Source organism: Nocardia sp. NPDC050435, from assembly GCF_040655395.1.
In the GTDB taxonomy this organism is placed as follows: Bacteria; Actinomycetota; Actinomycetes; order Mycobacteriales; family Mycobacteriaceae; genus Nocardia.
Genome location: NZ_JBFAJW010000003.1, coordinates 534,060 through 555,957, shown reverse-complemented (window position 1 = coordinate 555,957; position 21,898 = coordinate 534,060). Strand labels below are relative to the sequence as shown.

The window sequence follows — 21,898 nt, the reverse complement described above, 5'->3', positions numbered from 1 at the left end:
GTGGAACCGGTGGCGAAAGACCGGGTCGATGGTCCCGGCAAGCCTAAAACCGCTGGTGAAGCGGCACATCGGACCTGCCGGACCAACTTCACGAGCGAGATTTGTCCACCGTGGACGTGTACAGCTCGCGCAGTTCCCGTTTGAGCACCTTGTGGCTCGGACCGAGCGGCAGTTCGGTCGCGAACTCGACCCGGCGCGGGTACTTGTGCTTGGCCAGATGAGCGCGGCCGTAGTCGAGCACCGCCGCCGCGGTCAGCGGCCCCTCGGGCACGACGACCGCGCAGATCTCCTCGCCGTAGGTCTCGTCGGGCAGTCCGATGACCGCGACCCGGGCGATGCCGGGATGGCCGAGCAGCACCGCTTCGACCTCGCTCGGATACACGTTGAAGCCGCCGCGGATGATCACGTCCTTGATCCGGTCGACGATCGTGAGATAGCCCTCGGCGTCCTTGACCCCGAGATCGCCGGTGCGGAACCAGCCGTCGACGACCGCCTCCGCGGTGGCCTCGGGCCGGCCCAGATACCCCGCGAACAGATTGTGCCCACGGACCACCACTTCACCGGATTCGCCGGTGGGCAGCAACACGATTCGATCGTGCACTGCCGGATCGGCGATCTCCACCTCGATCCCCCACACCGGGTGCCCGACGGTGCCGGGCCGCGGCCCGAGCAGGGGCTGGTTCACCGTCGCCGTCGGCGAGGTCTCCGACAGGCCGTAGCCCTCCAGGATCGGCGCGCCGAAGAGCTGCTCGAAATCGTCGAGCACCGGCCGCGGCAGCGACGCGGCGCCCGAGATGCACAGCCGCAGCGGCGGCAACTCCGCCGCGCCGCGCGCCGCCTCCACCAGCCCGAGATACATCGTCGGCACGCCGTGGAAGGTGTTCACGCCCTCGGCCACCATCAGCCGGATCGCCTCGGCCGCATCGAATCTCGGCTGCAGCACCAGCCGGGCGCCGGCCCGCCAGGTGGAGTTCATCGACACCGTCTGCCCGAACACGTGGAACAGCGGCAGCGCGCCCAGCGCCACGTCCCCGGGACCGACCTCGTTGGCGTCGAACGCGTTCACCGTCGCGCTCATCACCAGATTCAGGTGACTGAGTTCGGCGCCCTTGGGGCTGCCCGTGGTCCCGCTGGTATAGAAGATCACCGCCGGGTCCAGCGGGCCGCGCGTCACATACGACGGAATCGGTTCCGCGCGCAGCGAATCCGGGTCCAGGCAGGCGATGCCCGCCGCCGCGGCCGCGGGCGCGCCCACCCCGGCGAATCGCTCGTGGCACAGCAGCAACCGCGACCGCGTATCGCGCAGCACGTATTCGGCTTCGGGCGCGGTGAGCAGCAGGTGCACCGGCACCACCACCGCGCCCGCCGCGAGAATCGCGTAGTAGGCGCGCGGGAACTCGGCGGTGTTGGGGCACATCAGCGCCACCCGGTCCCCCGGCCGCACCCCGAGTTCGATCAGCGCGGCCGCCTGGCCGCGCGCCTGCTCCCACAGCGCCGCGAAGGTGAGGCGCTGCTCCCCCTCCACCAGGGCCAGGTGCTCGGGCCGGCGCCAGGCTTGTTCGGCGAGAATGCTCGCCAGCGAAAGTGTCGCGTTCATCAGGACTCCTATCGTTCGAGCAGGACGGCGCTGCCCTGGCCGACGCCGACGCACAGGGTGACGACGGCCCGGCGGGCGTCGCGGTCGGCGAGTTCGAGCGCGGCGGTCAGGGCCAGCCGGGCGCCGCTGGCGCCCAGCGGATGTCCCAGGGCGATGGCGCCGCCGTTCGGGTTGACGTGCTCGGCGTCCGCCGGCAGTCCGAGCAGGCGCAGCACCGCCAGCGCCTGCGCCGCGAAAGCTTCGTTGAGTTCCAGGATGTCGATCTCGCCGAGTCCGAAACCGGTGCGCGCGAGCAGTTTCTCGGTGGCGGGCGCCGGTCCGATGCCCATCACCCGCGGTGGCACCCCGACCGAGACCGCCGCGCCGACGCGGGCCAGCGGCGTCAGCCCGTAGCGGTCGACGGCGCGCTCGGAGGCGATGAGCACGGCGGCGGCTCCATCGTTGACGCCCGAGGAATTGCCCGCGGTGACGCAGTCGCCCGGCACCACCGCCGGGAGCGCGGCCAGGGCGGACAGGGTGGTCTGCCGGGGATGCTCGTCCACGGCGACCAGGTCCGGGTCACCGCGCCGCCGCGGCACGGGGACCGGGACGATCTCGCGAGCGAACCGCCCGCGCTGCTGGGCGGCGGCGGCACGCTGCTGTGAGCGCAGCGCGAACGCGTCCATCGCGGCGCGGCCGATGCCGTGTTCGGTGGCCACGTGCTGTGCCGTCTCCGGCATCGCGTCGACGCCGAAACGCGCACGCAGACGCGGGTTCACGAAGCGCCAGCCGATCGTGGTGTCGAACACCTCGGCCGCGCGCGACCACGCCGTGGCCGCCTTCGGCATAACGAACGGCGCGCGGCTCATGCTCTCCACCCCGCCCGCGACGACCAGATCGGCGTCGCCCGCGCGGACCGCCCGGGCGGCGGTGGCGATCGCGTCCAGACCCGAGGCGCAGAGCCGGTTCACGGTCACGCCCGGCGTCTCGACGGGCAGCCCCGCCAGCAGCGCCGCCATGCGCGCGACATTGCGGTTGTCCTCACCGGCCTGGTTCGCGCAGCCGAGCACGACGTCGTCGAGGGCGGCCCAGTCGACCGTGGCGCAGCGCGCCATCAGGCCCGAGAGGACATGGGCCGCGAGGTCGTCCGGCCGCACCGCGGCGAGCGCGCCGCCGTAGCGGCCGAACGGGGTGCGGACGCCGTCTACCAGGTAGGCCGTGCGGCTCATAGGTTTTCCGTTCTAGAGGCGGCGGCCGCCGTCGACGTAGAGGGTCTGGCCGGTGACGAAGGTGCTGTCGGGGCCGGTGAGGAACGCGATCACGCCGGCGATGTCCGCGGGCCGGCCGACCCGGCGCAGCGGTGTGACGGCGGCGGTCTCGGCCTGCAATTCCGCCGCGGTGACACCGATCCGGGCGGCGGTCCGCGCGGTCATCTCGGTCACGATGAATCCGGGAGCGACCGCGTTGACGGTGACGCCGAACGGACCGAGTTCCATGGCCAGCGTGCGGGTGAAGCCCTGGATGCCCGCCTTGGCGGCCGCGTAGTTCGCCTGCCCCCGTTTGCCGAGCGCCGACACGCTCGAGGTGTTGACGATGCGGCCGTAGCGCTGCTCCACCATGTGCTTCTGGGCGGCCCTGCAGCACAGGAACGCACCGCGCAGATGCACGTCCATGACGGTGTCCCAGTCCTCCGCCGACATCTTGAACAGCAGGTTGTCGCGCAGCACGCCGGCGTTGTTCACCAGCACGGACGGGGTACCCAGTTCGTCCGCCACCCGCGCGAACGCGGCCTGCACCTGCTGCTCGTCGGTGACATCGCAGCCGAGGCCGAGGGCCCGGCCGCCCGCGGCGGTGATCTCCGCCGCCGTTGCCCGGCAGGCGGTCTCGTCCAGGTCGAGTACCGCGACCGCCGCGCCGTCGGCGGCGAGGCGGGCCGCGGTGGCGGCCCCGATCCCCCGCGCGGCGCCCGTCACCACTGCGACGTCGTTCATGGGTGACTCCTTGTCAGGCAATGGCGTTCACGCCGGTGAGGGCGCGGCCGATGAGCAGCTGCTGAATCTGGCTGGTGCCCTCGTAGAGGGTCAGCACGCGGGCGTCGCGCAGATACTTCGCGACCGGGTACTCGTCGATGTAGCCGTAGCCGCCGAACACCTGGATCGCGTTGTTCGCCGCGCGGACCGCGGCCTCGCTGGCGTAGAGCTTGGCCATCGACGCCTCGGTCCCGAAGGGCTGCCCACGGTCGACGAGATCGGCCACCCGCCAGGTGAGCAGGCGCGCGGCGTCGGTCTCCACGGCGATCTCGGCCAGCATCTGCTGCACGAGCTGATAGCCGGCGATCGGCTTGCCGAACTGCTCGCGCTCGCCCGCGTAGCGCACCGCCGCCTCCAGGCAGGCCCGGGCGAGGCCGACGCAGCCCGCCGCCACCCCCATGCGGCCTTTGTCCAAGGCGGACATGGCGATTCGGAAGCCCGCCCCCTCGGCGCCCAGGCGCAGTTCGTCGGGCACGCGCACCTGATCGAAGCTCAGCTCGGCGGTCGCCTGGCCGCGCAGGCCGAGCTTGCCCGTGATCTCGGTGCGGCCGAAGCCGGGGGTGTCGGTGGGCACCAGGAAGGCGGTGACGCCCTTCGGTCCCGGGCCCCCGGTGCGGGCGAAGACGAGCGCGAGGTCGGCGCGAGTTCCGTTGGTGATGAAGATCTTCGAGCCCGACAGCACCCAGTCCGCGCCCGCGCGTTCGGCTTTGGTCACCAGGTTCGCCGCGTCCGAGCCGGTGCCCGGTTCGGTCAGGGCGAAGCAGCCCAGGGCGCGGCCCGCGCACAGGTCGGGCAGGAAGCGCCGGCGTTGTTCGGCGCTGCCGTGGCTCGCGATGCTCTTGGCCACCAGTCCCAGCGAGACCGAGACGATGCCGCGCACCGCGCTGTCGCCGCGGCCGAGTTCCTCGAGCAGCAGGCAGTAGTCGAGCGCGTCGCCGCCGGAGCCGCCCTCCGCTTCGGGCACCCCGATACCGAGGAAGCCCATCGCGCCGAGCTTGCCGACGATGGCCGGGTCGACGGCCTCGGCACGGTCCCACGCTCGAGCGTTCGGGACGACTTCCTTGTCCACCCAGGTGCGAGCCAGATCGCGCAGATCGCGATGGGATTCGCTCAATTCGAGATTCATGCAGTGCCCAGTCCTGAACCAAACGGCGTTAGGTTTACCGTCGGCACGCTATCCTAACGCCGTTAGGTAAACAAGCCGCGGTGGTAGGTTCGACGGGCTATCCAGGAGGTGAGGACATGGCACGACCCCGCGTACCGCTGCTCAGCCGCGACCGCATCCGCGACACCGCGCTGACACTGATCGACCGCGACGGGCTGGGTGAGCTGTCCATGCGCAAGCTGGCCGCCGAGCTCGGAGTGCAGGCCGCCTCGCTCTACGGCCACTTCCCCACCAAGGACGACCTGCTCGACGACATCGCGCACATGATCATGAGCCGGGTCGACGCTTCCGCCTTCGAGCGCGAACACTGGCGCCCCGCCCTGGTCTCCTGGGCGCGCTCCTTCCGCGCCGCCCTGGCCCGGCACCCCAATTTCGTGCCCTACCTGGCCACCTCGGGCCCCGGTCGGCGCGACGAGGCGCTACGCGCCGCCAACGCCGTGCACGGCGGACTGGTCGCGGCCGGCTGGCCGCCCCGCCAGGCCACCATGATCGGCGCCGCCGCCCGCTACCTCGTCCTCGGCTCCACGGTCGGCTCCTTCTCCCGCGGCTTCGTCGACGACATCCAGGTCTACCGCGACCGCTACCCCCACCTCGATCAGGCGCATCTGCTCCGCGACAAGGCCGAGGAAATCGATTCCGACAGTTTCGATCTGGCCCTCGAAGCCTTCCTCGACGGCCTCGAGACCAAGTTCGCGCAGTCGGCTAGCCGACGTCGCGGCGAAGCCAGGTGATCTCGGCGCCGAGGCCGTCTTCGCCGAGCCGGTAGATCTCGAGGTCGTCGTCCCAAGCGGTGCCGAGGGCGCGGTCGATTTCGGCAGCCAGGTCATAGCTGTTGTATTTGCCGAGTTCCTTTGCCGCCTGCAGCATCGCCCTCAGGCGCATCTCGCCGAGGGCGACATCGCCGTTGGCGCTGGTGGACCCGTGCCAGAGACCGAGGTTGGGCACGAAGCTGTAGCGCTCGCCGTCCACACCCTCACTGGGCTCCTCGGTGACCTCGAAACGCAGCACCGGCCAGGAGCGCAGCGACTGCGCGATGCGGGCGGCGGTACCGACCGGGCCGATCCAGTCGCTGGTGGCCCGGAGTTGACCGTCGGCGGGCTGAGCGGTCCAGCGCAGCTTGGCCGGTGTGCCGAGAGCCGAGGTCAACGCCCACTCGATGTGCGGGCACAGCGCGGCCGGCGACGAGTGGATCCAGACCACACCCGCCGACACCTCCGCGAACTGACTTGAAGCACGCACCACTCAAACCTCCAGCGTCGACGAGGACCGTCTTCCCCAACGACCCGTCCGGCTGGCTGATCATTTTCGAGCGCTCTGCAAGCAGTTGCTCCGCGTGGCCTGAGTGTACTGGAGTGTCCGATGTTACGGGTGTTGCTTACGCGGCTGTGTTACCGATTACCAGGTGATGGCACTCGGCAGTGCGCCTGCCTGGATTACCCCCGTGACAGTTCTTCGATCACCCCGTCGCTGAAAACGGGCCACGCGGCCCGAGCCCAGTCCCCGAAATTCTCGTCGGCGAGTGCCACGCACGCCACCTCGATTTCCGGATCGACCCACAAGAATGTGCCCGATTGGCCGAAATGTCCATACGTACGAGGAGAATTCGCGCTTCCGGTCCAGTGCGGGGATTTGCTGTCGCGGATCTCGAATCCGAGGCCCCAGTCATTGGGTCGCTGCGATCCATAACCCGGCAGCACGCCATTACTACCGGGGAATTGCACGGTGCGTGCCTCGCCGTGCAGGGTCGCGGAGATCAATTGCGGATTCAGCAACTCCGCGGCGAAAAGCAGCAGATCCGCGACGGTCGAGCGGGCCCCGTGCCCGGGCGACCCGGTCAGCGCCGAGTGCTTCATGCCCAGGGGCACGAAAACGGCCTCGCGCAGATACTCGTCGAACGGGATCTCGGTCTGCTCGGCAACGAACCGGGCGAGCACCTCGAAGCCGGCGCTGGAGTAGATCCGCTTGGCGCCGGGCGCGGCCAGCACCGCGGTGGTGTCGAAGGCCAGGCCCGAGGTGTGCGCGAGCAGGTGGCGCACCGTGCACCCGGGCGGCGCGGCATGACCCGTCACCGGCTGGTCCAACTCGACCGCGCCCTCCTCCACGGCGACCAGCACCGCGTAGGCCGCCAGCGGCTTGGTCACCGAGGCCAGGGGGAACACCCGTTCGGTGTCGCCGGCGGCGTCCGTGCCCGCACCGGTGACGACGCCCGCGCCCGCATGCCGGACCGGCCAATCCTTGATCTGCTCGAGTGATCGCACCCCGCGAGCCTACGAGACCGCTGACCGGGGCGAGCACACCAAGCCGTAAATCCCGCGCATCGCCACGCGGTACCGCCGGTACCATCGACGGACTATGAGTGCTCGTCCCACGATCCACGGCGATGTGGAGGCCGGATTCGGCCCCGTCGCCGACGCTTTCCGCCGCAATTTCACCGCCCACGGCGAAATCGGCGCGGCCGTGGCCGTTTACGACGGTGACCGGCCGGTGGTCGACCTGTGGGCCGGGCACCGGGACCGCCGCCGCACCCGGCCCTGGGAGCGCGACACCATCGTGCCGGTGTTCTCCTCCACCAAGGGCATGGCCGCGTTCGTGGTCGCGGCCGCGGTGTCGCGGGGCCTGCTCGACTACGAGCAGCCGGTGGCCGCGTACTGGCCGGAGTTCGGCGCGCAGGGCAAGGACGCGATCACCGTGCGCCAGCTCGTCGATCACCAGGGCGGGCTCTCGGGGCTGGACCGGGTGGTGAAGCTCGATCAGGTCGCCGATCTGGACGGTCTGGCCGCGATTCTCGCGGCCCAGCGGCCCGCCTGGAAACCCGGGACGGCGCACGGCTATCACGCGATCACCCTGGGCCTGTATCAGGGCGAGCTGATCCGGCGCGTGGATCCGGAGCGACGCTCACTGGGCCAGATCTTCGCCGAGGACATCGCGAAACCGCTCGGACTGGACTTCTTCATCGGCCTGCCGGCGGCCGAGTCGATGGACCGGGTGGCACAGCTCGCCGCCACCGAGGGCCTGGACATCCTGCGCTACGAACGGGATCTGCCGCTGCGGATCGGCGCGGAGATCGCCGCCAAGCGCGGCTACGCCTATGCCGCGCTGACCAATCCGCGCTGCGGCGCACCGGCCCGCGCCGCGCGCCGGGAGTTCCTGGAGGTCGAACTGCCCGCCTCCAACGGCGTCGGCACCGCGCGCGCACTGGCCCGGGTCTACGGTGCGGCCGCCGGGAAGACCGGCGCGCTGCCGATCGACGACGCTGTGCTGGAACGACTTTCGGCCGCCGACACCGCCGACGACGTCCCCGCCTACGACCTGGTGCTGCACACCAAGAGCCGCTACCACCTCGGCTTCCGCAAGTCGCGCGGCACATTCCGGTTCGGCACCGACAAACGCGCCTACGGCACAACGGGTCTCGGCGGCTCCTTCGGCTTCGCCGACCCCGCAACGGGTCTCGGCTTCGGCTACACGATGAACCGGCTCGGCATGGCCGTCCTGGACGACGTGCGCAGCCGCAACCTGCGCGAGGCGCTGCTGCGCTGCCGGGTCTGACCGCGGCGGCGCGCTCCGCGGCTCGGCGAGCCGGTGCGACCCGGCTCGCCGCGCGGAGTCAGCTCACCAGTCGTTCTCGGTGTAGCGGATGATGCCGCGGATGTTCTTGCCGTCCAGCATGTCCTTGTAGCCCTGGTTGATCTCCTCCAGCGAGTACTGGCGGGTGACCATGTCGTCCAGGTTCAGCTGGCCCGCCTTGTACAGCGCCAGCAGGCGCGGGGCGTCCTGGCGGGCGTTGCCGCCGCCGAAGATGCAGCCCTTGACCGTCTTCTGCAGCATGGACAGCAGGAAGCTGTTCATCTTGACGTCGCCGTCTTCCATCCGGCCCATGGAGGTGATGACCATGGTGCCGGCCTTGCCGGTGAGGATCAGGCCCTCCTCGACGTACTGGCCCTGCATCTCACCCATGGTGAGGATGACCTTCTCCGCCATCCGGCCCTCGGTGATCTCCATGATCGGCATGATGGCCTCGGCCATGGAGGGGTAGGTGTGCGTGGCGCCGAACTTCTGCGCCTGCTCCAGCTTCCACGGGTTCGGGTCGATGGCGACGACCTTGGAGGCGCCCGAGAGCACCGCGCCCTGCAGCGCGCTCATGCCGACGCCGCCGATGCCGACGATCACCGCGGTCTCGCCCGGCTCCACCTTGGCCACGTGGGTCGAGGAGCCGAAGCCGGTGGGGACGCCGCAGCCGACCAGGCAGGCCACCTCGAACGGGATGCTCGGGTCGATCTTCACCACCGAGGTGTGGTGCACCGTCATGTACGGCGCGAACGTGCCCAGCAGGCACATCGGGATGACGTTCTCCCCGCGCGCCTGGATGCGGTAGGTGCCGTCGCTGATCGCCTGGCCCATGAGCAGGCCCGCGCCCAGATCGCACAGCGCCATGTTGCCCGACACACAGGCCGGACAGCGGCCGCAGGCGGGGATGAACGAGAGGATCACGTGGTCGCCGACCTGCAGGTCCGCGGGGCAGTTCGGGCCCAGCTTGGTGATCACGCCCGCGCCCTCGTGGCCGCCCATGACCGGGTAGCCCGGCATCGGAGTCGCACCGGTGACGATGTGATGATCGGAATGGCACATGCCGGCGGTTTCCATCCGGATCTGCACCTCGCCGGCGACCGGGTCACCGACCTCGATCTCCTCAACCGACCACTCCTGGTCGATCCCCCACAGGATCGCGCCCTTCGTCTTCATTCCTGTCGACCTCTCGCGTGCACGTGTACTTATGTGACTGCACACACACTACGAGAAAAATAGAACTCGTTCTAGTCCCGGGGTGGAATTTCCTGGGCAGCGCCTGATGAGGCCGACTTTCAGGCCCGGACGTCGTGAACGTGATGGGCCACGTCGTGCAGGAAGTAGATCGCCAGAGACTCTACGGTGAAACCGGAGCCGTCGCTGCGCCGAACCTCGAATCCGCGATCGGCCACCGGAACGGATTCGATTGCCCGGGCGACGGATTCGGCGGCCGGGCCGAGTTCCGCGGCCACCGCGGCGGGCTGCTGCGCGGCGTAATCGGCGGCCAGGGCCGTCACGTCCTGATCCCAGTTGGAGAACAGCGGCAGCCCCTCGGCGACGCCGGTGGCGGCGTCGAAGCCCGGCACCCCCGGATCGGCCGCCGGGCGCCGGGCCGCGATATCGGTGCGGTAGGCGAAGATCCGGCACACGTCGCGGACGTGGGCGGCGTACTCCACCGCCGACCAGGTGCTCGCGTCCGGACGGACGGCGGCGTCGTCGCGGGTCAGCGCGCCGGCCAGCCGGGCTGCGTAGTCGCGCGTGAGCCCCGGCACCTGCGCGTAGGCGACGGCGGCGGGGTCGAAACCGCACTCCGGACAGGCGCGCTCCAGCACCCAGGTCCAGTTCTTCTGATCAGGGACGATAGCCATGCGCAGTACCCTATGCGTGGCGGAATATCTTTCACCAGAGATATTCCGCCACGCCCGCGCAAGATTCAGCCGACCAGCCGCCAACCTTGCGCGCGCTCCCGCTCCCGCCAGAAGTCGCGGTAGCGGCCGGGCCGATCGATCAGCTCCGCGTGCGTGCCGCGCTGCGCGATGCCGCCCTCGTCCAGCACCAGGATCTGATCGGCGGCGGCGACGGTGTGCAGCCGGTGCGCGACGACCAGCAGCGTGCGCCGCTCGGCGAGCGTGCGCATGGCCGCCGCGACCGCGGCCTCGTTGTCCGGGTCCAGGGCGGCCGTGGCCTCGTCGAGCAGGACGATCGGCGCCTGTTTCACCAGTGCTCGCGCGATCGAAACCCGTTGCCGCTCACCGCCGGACAGGCTGACCCCGCCCTCGCCGACCCGGCTCGCCCAGCCGTCGGGCAGGCGCGCGACGATCTCGTCCACCCGGGCCAGCCGCGCCGCCTCCCGGATCTCCGCGACGCTCGCCTCGGGCCGGCCGATCCGGATGTTGGCCTCGATGGTGTCGTCGAAGAGGTAGACATCCTGGAACACCATGGCCAGCTGGCTCATCAGCGCCTCGGTGGACAGCTCGCACACGTCCACCCCGCCCACCCGCACGGTGCCGGAATCGGCCTCCCAGAATCGGGCGACCAGGCGCAGCAGCGTCGTCTTGCCCGCGCCCGAGGGCCCGACGATCGCGGTCAGCGTGCCCGGCTCGGCCTCGAAACTGATGTCGTGCAGCACCTTTCGCTCGTCGTACCCGAAGCCCACCCGCTCGAAGCCGACCGTGCCGGGCGCGCGCACCCGCGACTCCGAGCCTTCCGGCAGCGCCGGCACGGCGAGCACCTCATCGATGCGATCGAGATTCTCCGAGGCCATGCGCAGAGCGGCGGAATGGTCGACGAGCTCGAGCAGCGGGCCCGCGAAGCGGGTGAGCAGCACCAGCAGCGCGATCAGTTCGGGGGCGTCGAGCGAACCGCCCAGTGCCAGCGTCACGCCGACGGCCAGCAGCGCCAGGAAGGCGGCCTGCACGGCGACCGAGAAGGTGAGCAAGGCGGTCACCGCGTTGCGGTTCATCGCGCCGTAGGCGCGGCGCTGATCGGTCAGCGCGTCGTCGAGCAGGCGGTGCCCGGGCCCGCGGCGGCCGAAGGCGCGCAGCACCGGCTGATTCTGCGCGAATTCGACGATGCGCCCGGCCGCTTCGACCGCCGTCCGGTCGATGGCGCCGAAGTTGCGGGCGATCGCGTCCTGCGCCGCGCGGTGCGTGGCCAGCAGGACCACGCCGGCCACGAGTAGGGCCGCGCCCAGCCGCCAGTCGAAGACGAACATGCCGGCGGCGACGATCACCGGGGTCACCACGCCGCTGATCACCGGTTGCATCAGGTGCGCCGGCACCGCGCCGATGCTCAGGGTGCCCTGGGACACCGAGTGGGTCAGGCGGCCGGTGCGATCGGCGCCGAACCAGCCCAGCGGCAGCCGGGTCAGCTGATCACCGATGCGGTGGTGCATGCCGAGCAGCAGATCGTTGGCGATCTGCTGGCCGTCCATCGCCTGGGCGTAGAAGACCGCGGCCGCCGCGGCCGTGGCCGCCGCGAGCACGCCGAGCCAGCCCAGGGCCGCGTCGCGATCGCCCTCCAGCAACGCGCGCAGCACCGGCACCACCAGCAGCACGCACAGGCCCTGCAGGACGGAGAAGAGCACGATCGCGCCGATCCAGCGCGCGAAGCGCGGCCGGTCGGCGGGATCGACGAGACGAAACAGCTTGCGGATCATCAGGATTCCTTTCCCGACTGGGTGTGCCACAGACGGGCGTAGTGGCCGTCGGCGGCGAGCAGATCCTCGTGCCGGCCGGATTCGCGGACCGTGCCGCCGGACAGCACCACGATGCGATCCGCGCCGCGGATGGTGTGCAGCCGGTGTGCGATCACCAGCAGCGTGCGGCCGGCGACCAGGCGGGACAGCGCATCCTGCACGGCCGCTTCGGATTCCGGGTCGGCGAAGGCGGTGGCCTCGTCGAGCACCAGCACCGGGGTGTCGGCCAGCAGCGCGCGGGCGATCGACACCCGTTGCGCCTCACCGCCGGACAGCTGCGCGTCGACGCCGATCTCGCTGTCGTAACCGCGCGGCAGGGCCATGATCCGATCGTGGATCTGGGCCGTGCGGGCCGCGGCGTGCACCTCGTCGAGCTCGGCGTCCGGGCGGCCGAGGGCGATGTTGTCGCGAATCGTGGTGCGCAGCAGCGAGGTTTCCTGGAAGACGAACCCCACCTGCCGGTAGAGCTCCGGCTCGGCCATGTCCCGGACGTCGACGCCGCCGATGCGGACCGCGCCCGCGGTGACGTCCCAGAATCGGGGCAGCAGCCGGGCCAGTGTCGATTTGCCGGACCCCGAGGGGCCCACCAGCGCGGTGACCGTGCCCGGGGCCAGACGCAGATCGACGCCGCCGAGCACCTCGGTGCGGCCGTCGTAAGAGAAACGGACGCTGTCGAATTCGACGCTCGCCCCCGCCGGTGCGCGCGGCGCTTCCGGCCGCCGCAGCTCCGGGGTGGCCAGCAGCTCCGAGATCCGGCCCGCCGCTTCGGCCGCGGCCTGCATGGCCATCGCGCCGAAACCGAGCGCCATGATCGGGCCGCCCAGGCCGACGGCCAGCATGACGAACGCGATCACCTCGACCGGGTCGGCGCGCAGCCACAGCCCGCCGCCCAGCGCGACCAGCAGCAGCATCGGCGGCGCGATGAGCGTGTTCGCGATCGATTCCACCCGGCGCATCGGGCCCTGCCACTCGGTGAAGAAGCGGGCCAGGTCGTCGCCCGCGCGGCGGTAGCGATCCTGGGCGCGCCCGGCCTGACCGAAGGCCTTGACCACCGCGATGCCGTCGACGAACTCGACCGCGGCGGCGTTGACCCGGTCCAGTTCGGCACTGAGCCGCTTCATGCCCGCGCCGCCGTCACGCAGTTCGAAGGCCGTCGCGCCGAACCAGAGCAGCAGCGGCACCAGGCAGATCAGCGCCAGCCGCCAATCCAGGAAGAACAGGTAGCCCAGCGCCACCAGCGGGGTGACGAGCGCGGCTACCAGGTCGTTGATCGCGTGCGCGACCGCGTGGTGGATCGCGCCGACGTCATCGGACAGCACGCGCTTGACCCGGCCGGAGCTGCGCTCGGTGAACCAGCCCAGCGCCGCCCCGCCGAGCCGGTCGGCCAGCCGCCGCCGGATCGTCAGGCCGAGGTCGGCGTCGGCGATATGGCTGATCGTGTAAGCGGCCGCGGCACAGCCGGTTCGGATCGCGAAGCCGCCGACGGCCAGCGCGACCCAGAGCCAGATCACCCCGCGCTCGGCGCCGCCGAGCAGCTCACGGGCGATCTCCACGACCGCGATGTAGGGCGCCAGGCCCGCGAGCGCGCCCACCAGTTGCAGCGCACCCGCCGCCGCGAGGCGCCCGCGCACCGGCGCGAGCACCACCTTCAGCCCGCCGGGCCGCTGCTCCGGCGGGTCTTCCTCGACGGTGACCGGATCCAAAACCGCAGTACTCATCGGACTCCCAGCAAATTAGATCAGTGTTCTAATTTGCAGTGTAGCGAGCGCCCCCGCTGCGGTACAGAACTTTTCGCGCGGGTTAGGTCGCCGCGCCCCGGATCACCTCGAGCCGGGCGGTCATGCCGTCGAGCACGCGCTCGAGCGCGTAGCGGCACTGCTCGCGATGCGCGGCGTCCCGATCCGCCGGACTTCCGACGTACTGCCGCACCATCCGCGCCATCTCCTGCGCGCCGGACCCCGGATGGTGCTCCAGCAGACTCTGCAACCCCGCCATCCCCTGCTCCCCCTCGACGCTGGAACGCTGATCCCCCAGCGCGATCAGCCCCAGGCAGGTGTTGAACGCGACCGAATAGGCGATCGCCGCCTCCGCACCCCACCCCGCGTCCAGCATCCGCCCCAGCCCCGCGTCCAGCGACGGCACCAGCTGCTCGGTCTGCGGCCCGTTACGCAGCAGCCACGTCGCCACCCCCGGATAACCGGAGAGGTGATCGATGATCTGGGACAGGATCCCGTGCAGCAGCGTGCGCCAATCCGGCTCGTCGAGCCGCATATCGATCTGCGAGAAGATCCGATCGATCACCGCCGCGCTCACCCGCTGCCGATCCCCCACATGGTGATAGATCACCGACAACGACGTATCCAGCCGCCCCGTCAGCTCCCGCATACTCCAGCCGTCGAGCCCCCGCTCCGCCGTCAACCCCAACGCGGCCTCCACGATCACCTCGCGTGAAAGCCCCGTCCGATAAGCCCGCCGAGCACCCTTGGTCACGGCTCGACCCTAGCGAGCGCGGGCGGCTACTCGGCGGCGGCGGCCTCGTGCTCGCCCTCGCACCACTGTTCGGCGGGGACCTGGGCGCGCACGTCGGAGACGTGGTCGCCGCAGCCGTCCCAGGTCGTCTTACCGCAGGTAGCACAGGTGACCGGGTAGCACATCGGGCGTCCTCCAGAGGTAGTCGGGATCGCGCCCAGCGTACCGGCGCCGGCTAGTGCATCACGCGCTGCGCCCGCTCGAAGAGTTCGAGAGTGCACGCGTGCAGGTAGTCGCCGATCTGCTTGGGCGCCTTGCCCGCGAACGCGCGGGCGTGCGTGCCCTCCAGCACGATGCCGAGCTTGAAGCAGGCCAGCACCGTGTACCAGTCGACGGCGGTGAGGTCGCGGTCGGAGAATTCGCCGTAGTGCGCGACCATTTCGGCCGGGGTGGGCAGGCCGCCGACCGCGCCGAGCTTGCCGGTCAGCGAGCCGATGGTGGAGCCCGGTTCGGGCCGGGTGGCGATCTGCCAGCCCAGATCCAGCAGCGGGTCGCCGATGGTGGACATCTCCCAGTCGACCATCGCCGCGACCTGCGGGCTGTCGAATTCGAACATCATGTTGGCCAGGTGGCAGTCGCCGTGCAGGATGCCGGGCCGCCACTCGGACGGACGGTTGCGCTCGAGCCAGTCGCCGACCTCTCGCACGCCGGGGATCTGCGGGCCGGGGTAGCCGTCGTTGGCCGAGTACGAATCGAGTTCGGCCAGCCAGCGCGGCACCTGGCGTTCCAGGAAACCGGCGGGCTTGCCGTAGTCGGCCAGGCCGAGCTTCTCGTAGTCGAGCATGCCGAGGCGGGCGATGGCCTCGACCGCGGACAGGCCCATCTGCCGCCGCACCTCCGCGTCACCGGCGTGCAGCTCGGGTAGCTCGTTCTGCGGATTGAAGCCGGTGATCGGCTCCATCAGATAGAAGACCGCGCCGAGCACGGACTCGTCGGGGCTGGCGGCGATGACGCGGGGCGCACGGATGCCGGTGCCGTCCAGCGCGCCGAGCAGCCGGGCTTCGCGGCGGATCACCTCGTTGCTCTTGGCGCGCAAGTGCTTCGGGCCTCGGCGCAGCACGTAGTTGCGGCCGCCGCGGGTGAAGCGCAGCATGATGTTCTGGGTGCCGCCGCCGAGCGCGCGCACCTCCTCGAAGCTGCCGGTGGGCAACCCCTGCTCATCCATCCACTTCCCGACGACGGCGAAATCGACGACGTCAGGATCCACACCGACCGGTTGCGCATCAGACATTCCCACATTGTGCACCACCGGCCCAGCCAAACTGAAGGCAGGCGACAACAGTTTGCCCGCCCGGGCTCGGCGTAGGGTTTCGCTCACCATGCGCACGCTGCTCATCGACAACTACGATTCGTTCACCTACAACCTGTATCAGCTGATCAGTGAGGTGAACGGGGTCGAGCCGACGGTCGTGCGCAACGACTCCGTAGCCACGGTAGCCGAGTTGGGACTCGAGAGCTTCGACAATGTGGTGATCTCGCCCGGGCCCGGTCGCCCCGACGTGCCGCGCGACGTCGGCATCTCCGCGGCCGTCGTCCGCGAGACCGGCCTGCCGCTGCTCGGCGTCTGCCTGGGGCATCAGGCGATCGTGGTCGAGGCCGGCGGGGTGGTCGGCCGCGCACCCGAGCCCAGGCACGGCTATCTCGATCGGGTCGCCCACGATCAGCGCGCGCTGTTCGCGGGTCTGCCGCCGGATTTCACCGCCGTGCGCTACCACTCGCTGGCCGCGCTGACGCCCTTGCCCGGCGAGCTGGAGATCACTGCCACCACCGCCGACGGTGTCGTCATGGGCGTGCGGCACCGGTTCCGGCCGCAGTGGGGCGTGCAGTTCCATCCGGAGTCCATCGCGAGCGAATACGGGGCCGCGCTGCTGCGGAACTTCGCCGAATTGACTGCCGCGCATCGTGATGCACACGTCGGTGCGCGACTACAGGCCGCTCGTACCGGAGAGGCAGCGGGCCGGTCCGCGCCGATCGGCGAACGGCCACCGGCGCGCAGCTCGATCGGATCAGCGCCAGAATCCCCTGGGACAGGGACAGTTTCAGCGCAGCCGGAGGCAGCGCCCGCCCCGGTCGGCACTCTGCCCGACCGGCGCCTCTCGGCGCACCACTCCGCCACAGCGCCCGGCGTGGGCCCCGGGACTGTGCCGGAGGTACCGCACTCCCGGCACAATCCGGACGAAGCCCCCTACCGCCTAGGGGAATTGGGCCGCCCCTGGCAGGTGCGCCACGAGGTGATCGAGCGCGCGGTCGATACCGAGGCCGCCTTCCTGCGGCTGTACCGCGAGTCACGGACCGCGTTCTGGCTGGACAGTGAGCACGTCGAGCCGGGGCTGGACCGGTTCTCCTTCCTCGGCGACGCCAGCGGCCCTTACGCGGAGGTGGTGCGCTACCGGGTCGGCGAAGGCTCGGTGGTGGTGGAGACCGCCGACGGCGAGCGCCGCACCGCCCCCGGCGACATCCTCACCTACCTGGCCGCGCAGCTGCGCTGGCGTGCGGCCGAAATCCCGCAGCTGCCCTTCGATTTCGCGTGCGGCTACGTCGGTTACCTGGGCTACGAGGTCAAGGCCGACTGCGGAGCGAGCGCGGCGCACCGCTCCGCCGCGCCGGACGCGCAGTGGATCTTCGCCGACCGGCTGCTCGTCGTCGACCACGTGACCGGGCAGACGCATCTGCTCGCCCTCACCGACCCGGGCTCCGAACTCGCGCGCGACGCCACCGAGGATTGGCTGCGCGACACCCGCGAGGCGCTCGCGGGCCTGCCCACCTGGGCGAACCCGCCCGAACTCGCGGTCACCGCCGACGTCGGCGCGGTCGAGGGCCTGCTCACCCGGGGCCGGGACCGCTACCTCGCCGACATCGCGGTGTGCCTGGACAAATTGCGGGCGGGCGAGTCCTACGAGATCTGCCTCACCGACGCCGTCACCGCGACCGCCGGCGACTGCGAGGGCCTCGACTTCTACCGCACCCTGCGCCGCTGCAACCCCGCCCCGTACGCCGCCTACCTGCGCTTCGACGATCTCGAGATCGCCTGCTCCTCCCCCGAGCGCTTCCTGAAGATCGACCGGGCGCGCACCGTGGAGAGCAAGCCGATCAAGGGCACGGCCCCGCGCGGCGCGACGCCCGCCGACGACGAGCGTCTGCGCCGGGAACTGGCCGCCGACCCCAAGACCCGCGCCGAGAACCTGATGATCGTCGACCTGCTGCGCAACGACCTGGGCCGGGTCTGCCAGACCGGCAGCGTGCACGTGCCGAACCTGATGGCCACCGAGACGTATTCGACACTGCACCAGCTGGTTTCGACGGTGCGCGGCACCCTGCGCGCCGACGTCGACGTGATCGACTGCGTGCGCGCCTGTTTCCCGGGCGGATCCATGACCGGCGCGCCGAAGCTGCGCACCATGGAGATCCTCGACGAGCTGGAAACCGAAGCGCGCGGGGTCTATTCGGGTGCCATCGGGTTCCTGGGGCTCGGCGGCACGGCGGACCTGAACATCGTCATCCGGACCGCCGTGCGGCACGACGGCCACTGGCGCATCGGCGCGGGCGGGGCCATCGTCCTGGACTCGGTCCCCGAGGCCGAGTACCACGAGGTGCTGCTCAAGGCCGCCGCGACCTATCGCGCCCTGCGTTCCTGAGCCCGGACCTCAGACCAGCGCGGCGAGTCCGGACAGCGGACCGGGCAGTGCGGCCAGATGGTTCTTGATGCCGGTCGCGACCGGGTTGGGCGTCGCGGCGCGCAGCCGGTCGAGCTCGGTCTGCATCACCTCGACGGTGTCGTCGTAGTACTGCTCGACCAGGTCCACGTCCTCGGAATCGCCGGGCTGGGTGGACCACTCGAGCGCGGGCAGGAAACTCACGTCCACCGTCGCGGGCAGCGGCACCTGTGGCAGCACCGGCGCGACACCGAAGGGGACGCCCACCGTGTAGGGAAAGACCTTGGCGCGGAACAGCTTGTCCAGCTGGAGCAGTTTGGCGCTGCCCTCGCCTCGGCTGAGCACGAAGATCGAATCGTGGCCACCGTTGGCGACGGCGGGAATCACCGGCACGCCCATTTCCAGGGCGAGGCGGATGAAGCCCTTGCGGCCCGCGAAATCGATCTTGTCGCGATCGGTCCAGGGGCGGCAGGCTTCCCAGTCCCCGCCCGGGTACACCATCACCGCGCCGCCGTCCTTGAGTCCCGCCGCGGCGGCGTCCCGATTGGCCGGGATGACGCCGAACTGCCGGATCGCGTCGCCGATGACGGGCACGCTCAGGATGACGTCGTGCGCCACCCCGAACGACGGCTCCGTCGGGCGGCGTTCCAGCATCGCCATGAAGGTGATCCACACCTCCGGCATCCAATAGATCGAGGAGTGATTGCCGATCACCAGCGCGGGCCCGGAGGTGGGCAGATTCTCGAGGCCGCTGACGGTGGGGGTGAAGTAGTTGGTATAAACGCGCGCCGCCGCGAACAGCGGGTGGTCGAGGTCCTGGATGTGCTTGGTCTGGCTCATGGGTGCCGTCCTTGATCTCTCACGATGCCGGAGAAACGGCGGCGGCACGCGACAGCACATCACTGACTGTCCCCGGTCACATCCCCATTGATATCTCCGAAGGTCACGCTTGCGCGGACCCGAACGTCGTGCGAGTCGCGGCCTTTCGACCGTTGCCCCGGCACCTCCTCCTGCCCTTCCGACGTTACCAAGCCAAGCAATTGCTTGGTAGCAATTGTGCGATAGTCGACAAATCCGCGCGTTCGGCGTGTCGGTGGGTCGTGGCAGTATTTCGACCACGATGACACTCAGCAAAGGCGCCAACACGGCGGTACCGACATCCCTACTGGCCGTGGTCGTTTCATGGCGATCGGACCACGTCGTAGACGCGCACGCGTTGCTGCTGACCACCGCGGGCACCGTGCGCACGGACCGGGACCTGGTCTTCTACAACGCGCCCCGGCACATCTCCCAGGCCGTGATCCTGGACCAGGAACCCGAACCGGGCACCGCGCGGCTGAGCGTCTCCCTGCCCCGGACCGAGGCCGAGATCGACCGCATCGTCATCAGCGGCTCCCTCGACACCGGCACCTTCCGCGCCGTCGACGAACTCGCCCTCACCGTCTTCGACGCCGACGGCCCCATCGCCCGCTACGAGATCACCGACGCGGACCCGGTCTCGGCCATGATGTTCGGCGAGTTCTACCGCCGCGCGGGCCAGTGGAAGTTCCGCGCCGTCGGCCAGGGCTGGACCTCCGGGTTGTCCGGGCTGATCACCGAATTCGGCGTCGAGGTCGAGGAACCGGCCGAGCCTCAATCGGCCACCGGGGCGTCCACGTGGGGGCGACCACCGTCACACAGGACGGGCGCGCCGAGCCACCCCGGCGAATCCGCCTACCCGGCAGCCGGATACGACGCCGACCGCCGCCACTTCGATGACGCCGACGACACCGACGAGCTTCCCACCCAGCAGGAGAGCGGCACCGGGCAGATCCGGCCACCCGGATCCAACCGGACCCCAGCGGACCGTGATCGAGATGCTCGCGAGCCGCACACCCCCGAATGGGCCTCCGGCCCAACCGCACACGAACAGGCAACGCCGCAGTCCCGCGCCGGCCGCAGCCCCGTCACTCGCGGAGATCAACCGACCCGGCGGCTCCCGGTAGCCGACCCGGCAGCCCTCGAGAACGGCCCTTACCAGTGGGGCGATCCGGCCTCGCCCGGATCCGTGCACCCGGAACAGTTCGGCTCCGGACCCAACGGCGCGACAACCCCGGGCTCCCACCGCGATCCCGCCACACACCACTCCGCCGACCCGGCAACGCCGCGCTCTGTCCACGACCACGGCGCAGACTCGACACCCGGCTTCCACGACCGCGCTCCCTACCGGCAGCCCGGCTCGGCATCACCAACCTCCCCCGACCGGCAGCCCCACTCGACAGCGCCAGATTTCACCGATGGCCGCGACACACACCGACAGACGGACTCGGCACAGCCGAGCTTCACCGGCGGCCGCACCAACGACCGACAGACAGACTCGACAGCGCCGGACTTCACCGACCGCCGCGCCACACCCCGCCACGCAGACTCGAGCTTCGAGCACCCGGACGACTCCGCATCCCTCGCCCAGAGGCCCGACACCGCCCCGCCGACACCCGGCGGCAACCGCGCCACCCCGCGCCGCCCGGTCGACCTCTCCCGCCGCACCATGGAGGGACCCGACCCGGTCCCCCCTCCCCCGCCGAATCCCGAACGCGCGGACTGGCATACCGATCCGGAGAATCCGGCGCGACTACGGTGGTGGGACGGCGCGGAATGGACCTCGGCGTGGCGGGAACCGGCGCCGACGGATCCGCGCGCGTGTGAGCGGTGCGGAAATCCCCGGCGGCGCAAGCTGTTCGGGCGACTGGCGCCGTGCGAGCGGTGCGCGCTCGAGATCGAGGAGTTCCTGATCCACTGGCACACGCAGGCCTGGCGCGTGCTGACGAGTTCGGGTCCACAGGGGCCTGATTGGGACGCGCTGTGGGCCTCGCTGCGCTACCAGCGGATCGAGGAGAGCGCGGGCCGCGCGGCGCTGCGCGACGGGGCGCTGAGCTATGTCGAACGCCTGGTGACCTTCGCCTTCGCGGACGGCGAGATCGCCCAGGCGGAGTTCGAGGCGTTCGAGATCGCGATCGTCGAGCTGCGGCTGTCCGGGCCGCTCATCGACGACCTGCACCGGCGAATGGTCCGGGGCCGCATGCTGTCCCGACTGCGCGAAGGCGAGCTGCCCGCGATCCGCACGCCGGGCCTGCACCTGGATCCCGAGGAGCGGGTGCACCTGGATCTGCCCGCCACCCACGTCCGCCAGCTCGCGCGCGGCCCCAGGCTCAGCGAGGGCCGCCTGATCGCCAGCAACAAGAAGCTACGGTTCGTCGGCGAGGGCGCGGGCACCGAACTCCCGTGGAGCCGAGTCGTTTCCGTCGCCATCGAGGACGAGCTGGTGGTGCTCTCGGCCACCTCCGCGCGCGGCGGCGCCAGCTTCGAGGTCGACGACCCGGATTATGTCGCGGCCGCGCTGGAGGGCGCGCTGCGGGTGGCCAAACGCCTGGTTCTCACACCGGGGCAACGTGATTCGCGCAGCATCCCGCAGGAGGTGAAGGCCGAGGTGTGGCAGCGCGACGGCGGTCGCTGCGTGGAGTGCGGCAGCAGCCACTATCTGGAGTTCGATCACGTCATCCCGCTGTCGCGCGGCGGCGCCACCAGCGCCTCTAATCTGCAGATCCTGTGCCGCACCTGCAACCGCGTCAAAGGCGCGCGCATCTGAGCACCACGTGACCCAACAGACATATGGGATGACGCACGTTGAGCACCGCGTTGTCGTGG

The 21,898-nt window shown here is 70.5% G+C and carries 18 protein-coding genes; 4 read left to right on the top strand and 14 right to left on the bottom strand.

Annotated features, from left to right (window positions below; genetic code table 11):
* Positions 1-88: 88 nt before the first annotated feature.
* Genes AB0I43_RS11070 through AB0I43_RS11055 form a run of 4 tightly spaced genes read right to left on the bottom strand, consistent with a single transcriptional unit; the run spans position 89 to position 4,732 of the window.
* The gene (locus AB0I43_RS11070; protein ID WP_356970770.1) at positions 89-1,597 is read right to left on the bottom strand and encodes a long-chain fatty acid--CoA ligase; all 1,509 of its coding nucleotides are present in this window, start codon (positions 1,595-1,597) and stop codon (positions 89-91) included.
* 8 nt (positions 1,598-1,605) lie between these two features.
* Positions 1,606-2,805: a 3-oxoadipyl-CoA thiolase gene (gene pcaF / locus AB0I43_RS11065; protein WP_356970771.1), complete on the bottom strand. Its 1,200-nt coding sequence runs from the start codon at positions 2,803-2,805 to the stop codon at positions 1,606-1,608.
* 12 nt (positions 2,806-2,817) lie between these two features.
* On the bottom strand, positions 2,818-3,567 hold the full coding sequence (gene fabG, locus AB0I43_RS11060; protein ID WP_356970772.1) for a 3-oxoacyl-ACP reductase FabG: 750 nt from the start codon (positions 3,565-3,567) through the stop codon (positions 2,818-2,820).
* Positions 3,568-3,580: 13 nt separating this feature from the next.
* A complete protein-coding gene (locus tag AB0I43_RS11055) occupies positions 3,581-4,732 on the bottom strand; it encodes an acyl-CoA dehydrogenase family protein (protein WP_356970773.1) in 1,152 nt (383 codons plus the stop codon).
* A gap of 116 nt (positions 4,733-4,848) precedes the next feature.
* Here AB0I43_RS11055 and AB0I43_RS11050 point away from each other — a divergent pair, with 116 nt between their 5' ends.
* Positions 4,849-5,502 carry a TetR family transcriptional regulator gene (locus tag AB0I43_RS11050; RefSeq protein WP_356970774.1) on the top strand — a complete coding sequence of 218 codons (654 nt, stop codon included), beginning with the start codon at positions 4,849-4,851 and terminating at the stop codon, positions 5,500-5,502.
* Here the strand turns inward: AB0I43_RS11050 and AB0I43_RS11045 are convergent.
* Positions 5,474-6,010: a DUF3145 domain-containing protein gene (locus AB0I43_RS11045; protein WP_356970776.1), complete on the bottom strand. Its 537-nt coding sequence runs from the start codon at positions 6,008-6,010 to the stop codon at positions 5,474-5,476. The two genes, AB0I43_RS11050 and AB0I43_RS11045, sit on opposite strands and share 29 nt — an antisense overlap.
* A 194-nt stretch (positions 6,011-6,204) precedes the next feature.
* On the bottom strand, positions 6,205-7,029 hold the full coding sequence (locus tag AB0I43_RS11040; protein WP_356970778.1) for a serine hydrolase domain-containing protein: 825 nt from the start codon (positions 7,027-7,029) through the stop codon (positions 6,205-6,207).
* 94 nt (positions 7,030-7,123) lie between these two features.
* Here AB0I43_RS11040 and AB0I43_RS11035 point away from each other — a divergent pair, with 94 nt between their 5' ends.
* Positions 7,124-8,317: a serine hydrolase domain-containing protein gene (locus AB0I43_RS11035; RefSeq protein WP_356970779.1), complete on the top strand. Its 1,194-nt coding sequence runs from the start codon at positions 7,124-7,126 to the stop codon at positions 8,315-8,317.
* 63 nt (positions 8,318-8,380) lie between these two features.
* Here AB0I43_RS11035 and AB0I43_RS11030 read toward each other — a convergent pair whose 3' ends face one another.
* From AB0I43_RS11030 to AB0I43_RS11000, 7 genes are all read right to left on the bottom strand, one after another.
* Positions 8,381-9,511, bottom strand: a complete 1,131-nt coding sequence (locus AB0I43_RS11030; RefSeq protein WP_356970780.1) for an NDMA-dependent alcohol dehydrogenase — start codon at positions 9,509-9,511, stop codon at positions 8,381-8,383.
* Positions 9,512-9,630: 119 nt separating this feature from the next.
* Positions 9,631-10,203 (bottom strand): DinB family protein, encoded by a 573-nt coding sequence (locus AB0I43_RS11025; RefSeq protein WP_356970781.1) that lies wholly within the window; start codon positions 10,201-10,203, stop codon positions 9,631-9,633.
* A 65-nt stretch (positions 10,204-10,268) separates the two neighbouring features.
* Complete coding sequence (locus AB0I43_RS11020) at positions 10,269-11,993, bottom strand: ABC transporter ATP-binding protein (protein WP_356970783.1); 1,725 nt, start codon at positions 11,991-11,993, stop codon at positions 10,269-10,271.
* Positions 11,993-13,750, bottom strand: coding sequence for an ABC transporter ATP-binding protein (locus AB0I43_RS11015; protein WP_356970784.1), 1,758 nt, complete (start codon positions 13,748-13,750; stop codon positions 11,993-11,995). Before AB0I43_RS11015 ends, AB0I43_RS11020 begins: the two co-directional genes overlap by 1 nt.
* A gap of 82 nt (positions 13,751-13,832) precedes the next feature.
* Positions 13,833-14,522, bottom strand: coding sequence for a TetR/AcrR family transcriptional regulator (locus AB0I43_RS11010; RefSeq protein ID WP_356970786.1), 690 nt, complete (start codon positions 14,520-14,522; stop codon positions 13,833-13,835).
* Between the two features lie 26 nt (positions 14,523-14,548).
* Positions 14,549-14,686 carry a hypothetical protein gene (locus AB0I43_RS11005; protein ID WP_356970788.1) on the bottom strand — a complete coding sequence of 46 codons (138 nt, stop codon included), beginning with the start codon at positions 14,684-14,686 and terminating at the stop codon, positions 14,549-14,551.
* Between the two features lie 50 nt (positions 14,687-14,736).
* Positions 14,737-15,792: a phosphotransferase family protein gene (locus tag AB0I43_RS11000; protein WP_356970789.1), complete on the bottom strand. Its 1,056-nt coding sequence runs from the start codon at positions 15,790-15,792 to the stop codon at positions 14,737-14,739.
* An 88-nt stretch (positions 15,793-15,880) separates the two neighbouring features.
* Here AB0I43_RS11000 and pabB point away from each other — a divergent pair, with 88 nt between their 5' ends.
* Positions 15,881-18,196 (top strand): aminodeoxychorismate synthase component I, encoded by a 2,316-nt coding sequence (pabB, locus tag AB0I43_RS10995; RefSeq protein WP_356970790.1) that lies wholly within the window; start codon positions 15,881-15,883, stop codon positions 18,194-18,196.
* A 9-nt stretch (positions 18,197-18,205) separates the two neighbouring features.
* Here pabB and AB0I43_RS10990 read toward each other — a convergent pair whose 3' ends face one another.
* Positions 18,206-19,054 (bottom strand): lysophospholipid acyltransferase family protein, encoded by an 849-nt coding sequence (locus AB0I43_RS10990; RefSeq protein WP_356970792.1) that lies wholly within the window; start codon positions 19,052-19,054, stop codon positions 18,206-18,208.
* A 280-nt stretch (positions 19,055-19,334) separates the two neighbouring features.
* Here AB0I43_RS10990 and AB0I43_RS10985 point away from each other — a divergent pair, with 280 nt between their 5' ends.
* Complete coding sequence (locus AB0I43_RS10985) at positions 19,335-21,839, top strand: TerD family protein (protein ID WP_356970793.1); 2,505 nt, start codon at positions 19,335-19,337, stop codon at positions 21,837-21,839.
* Positions 21,840-21,898 lie beyond the last annotated feature (59 nt).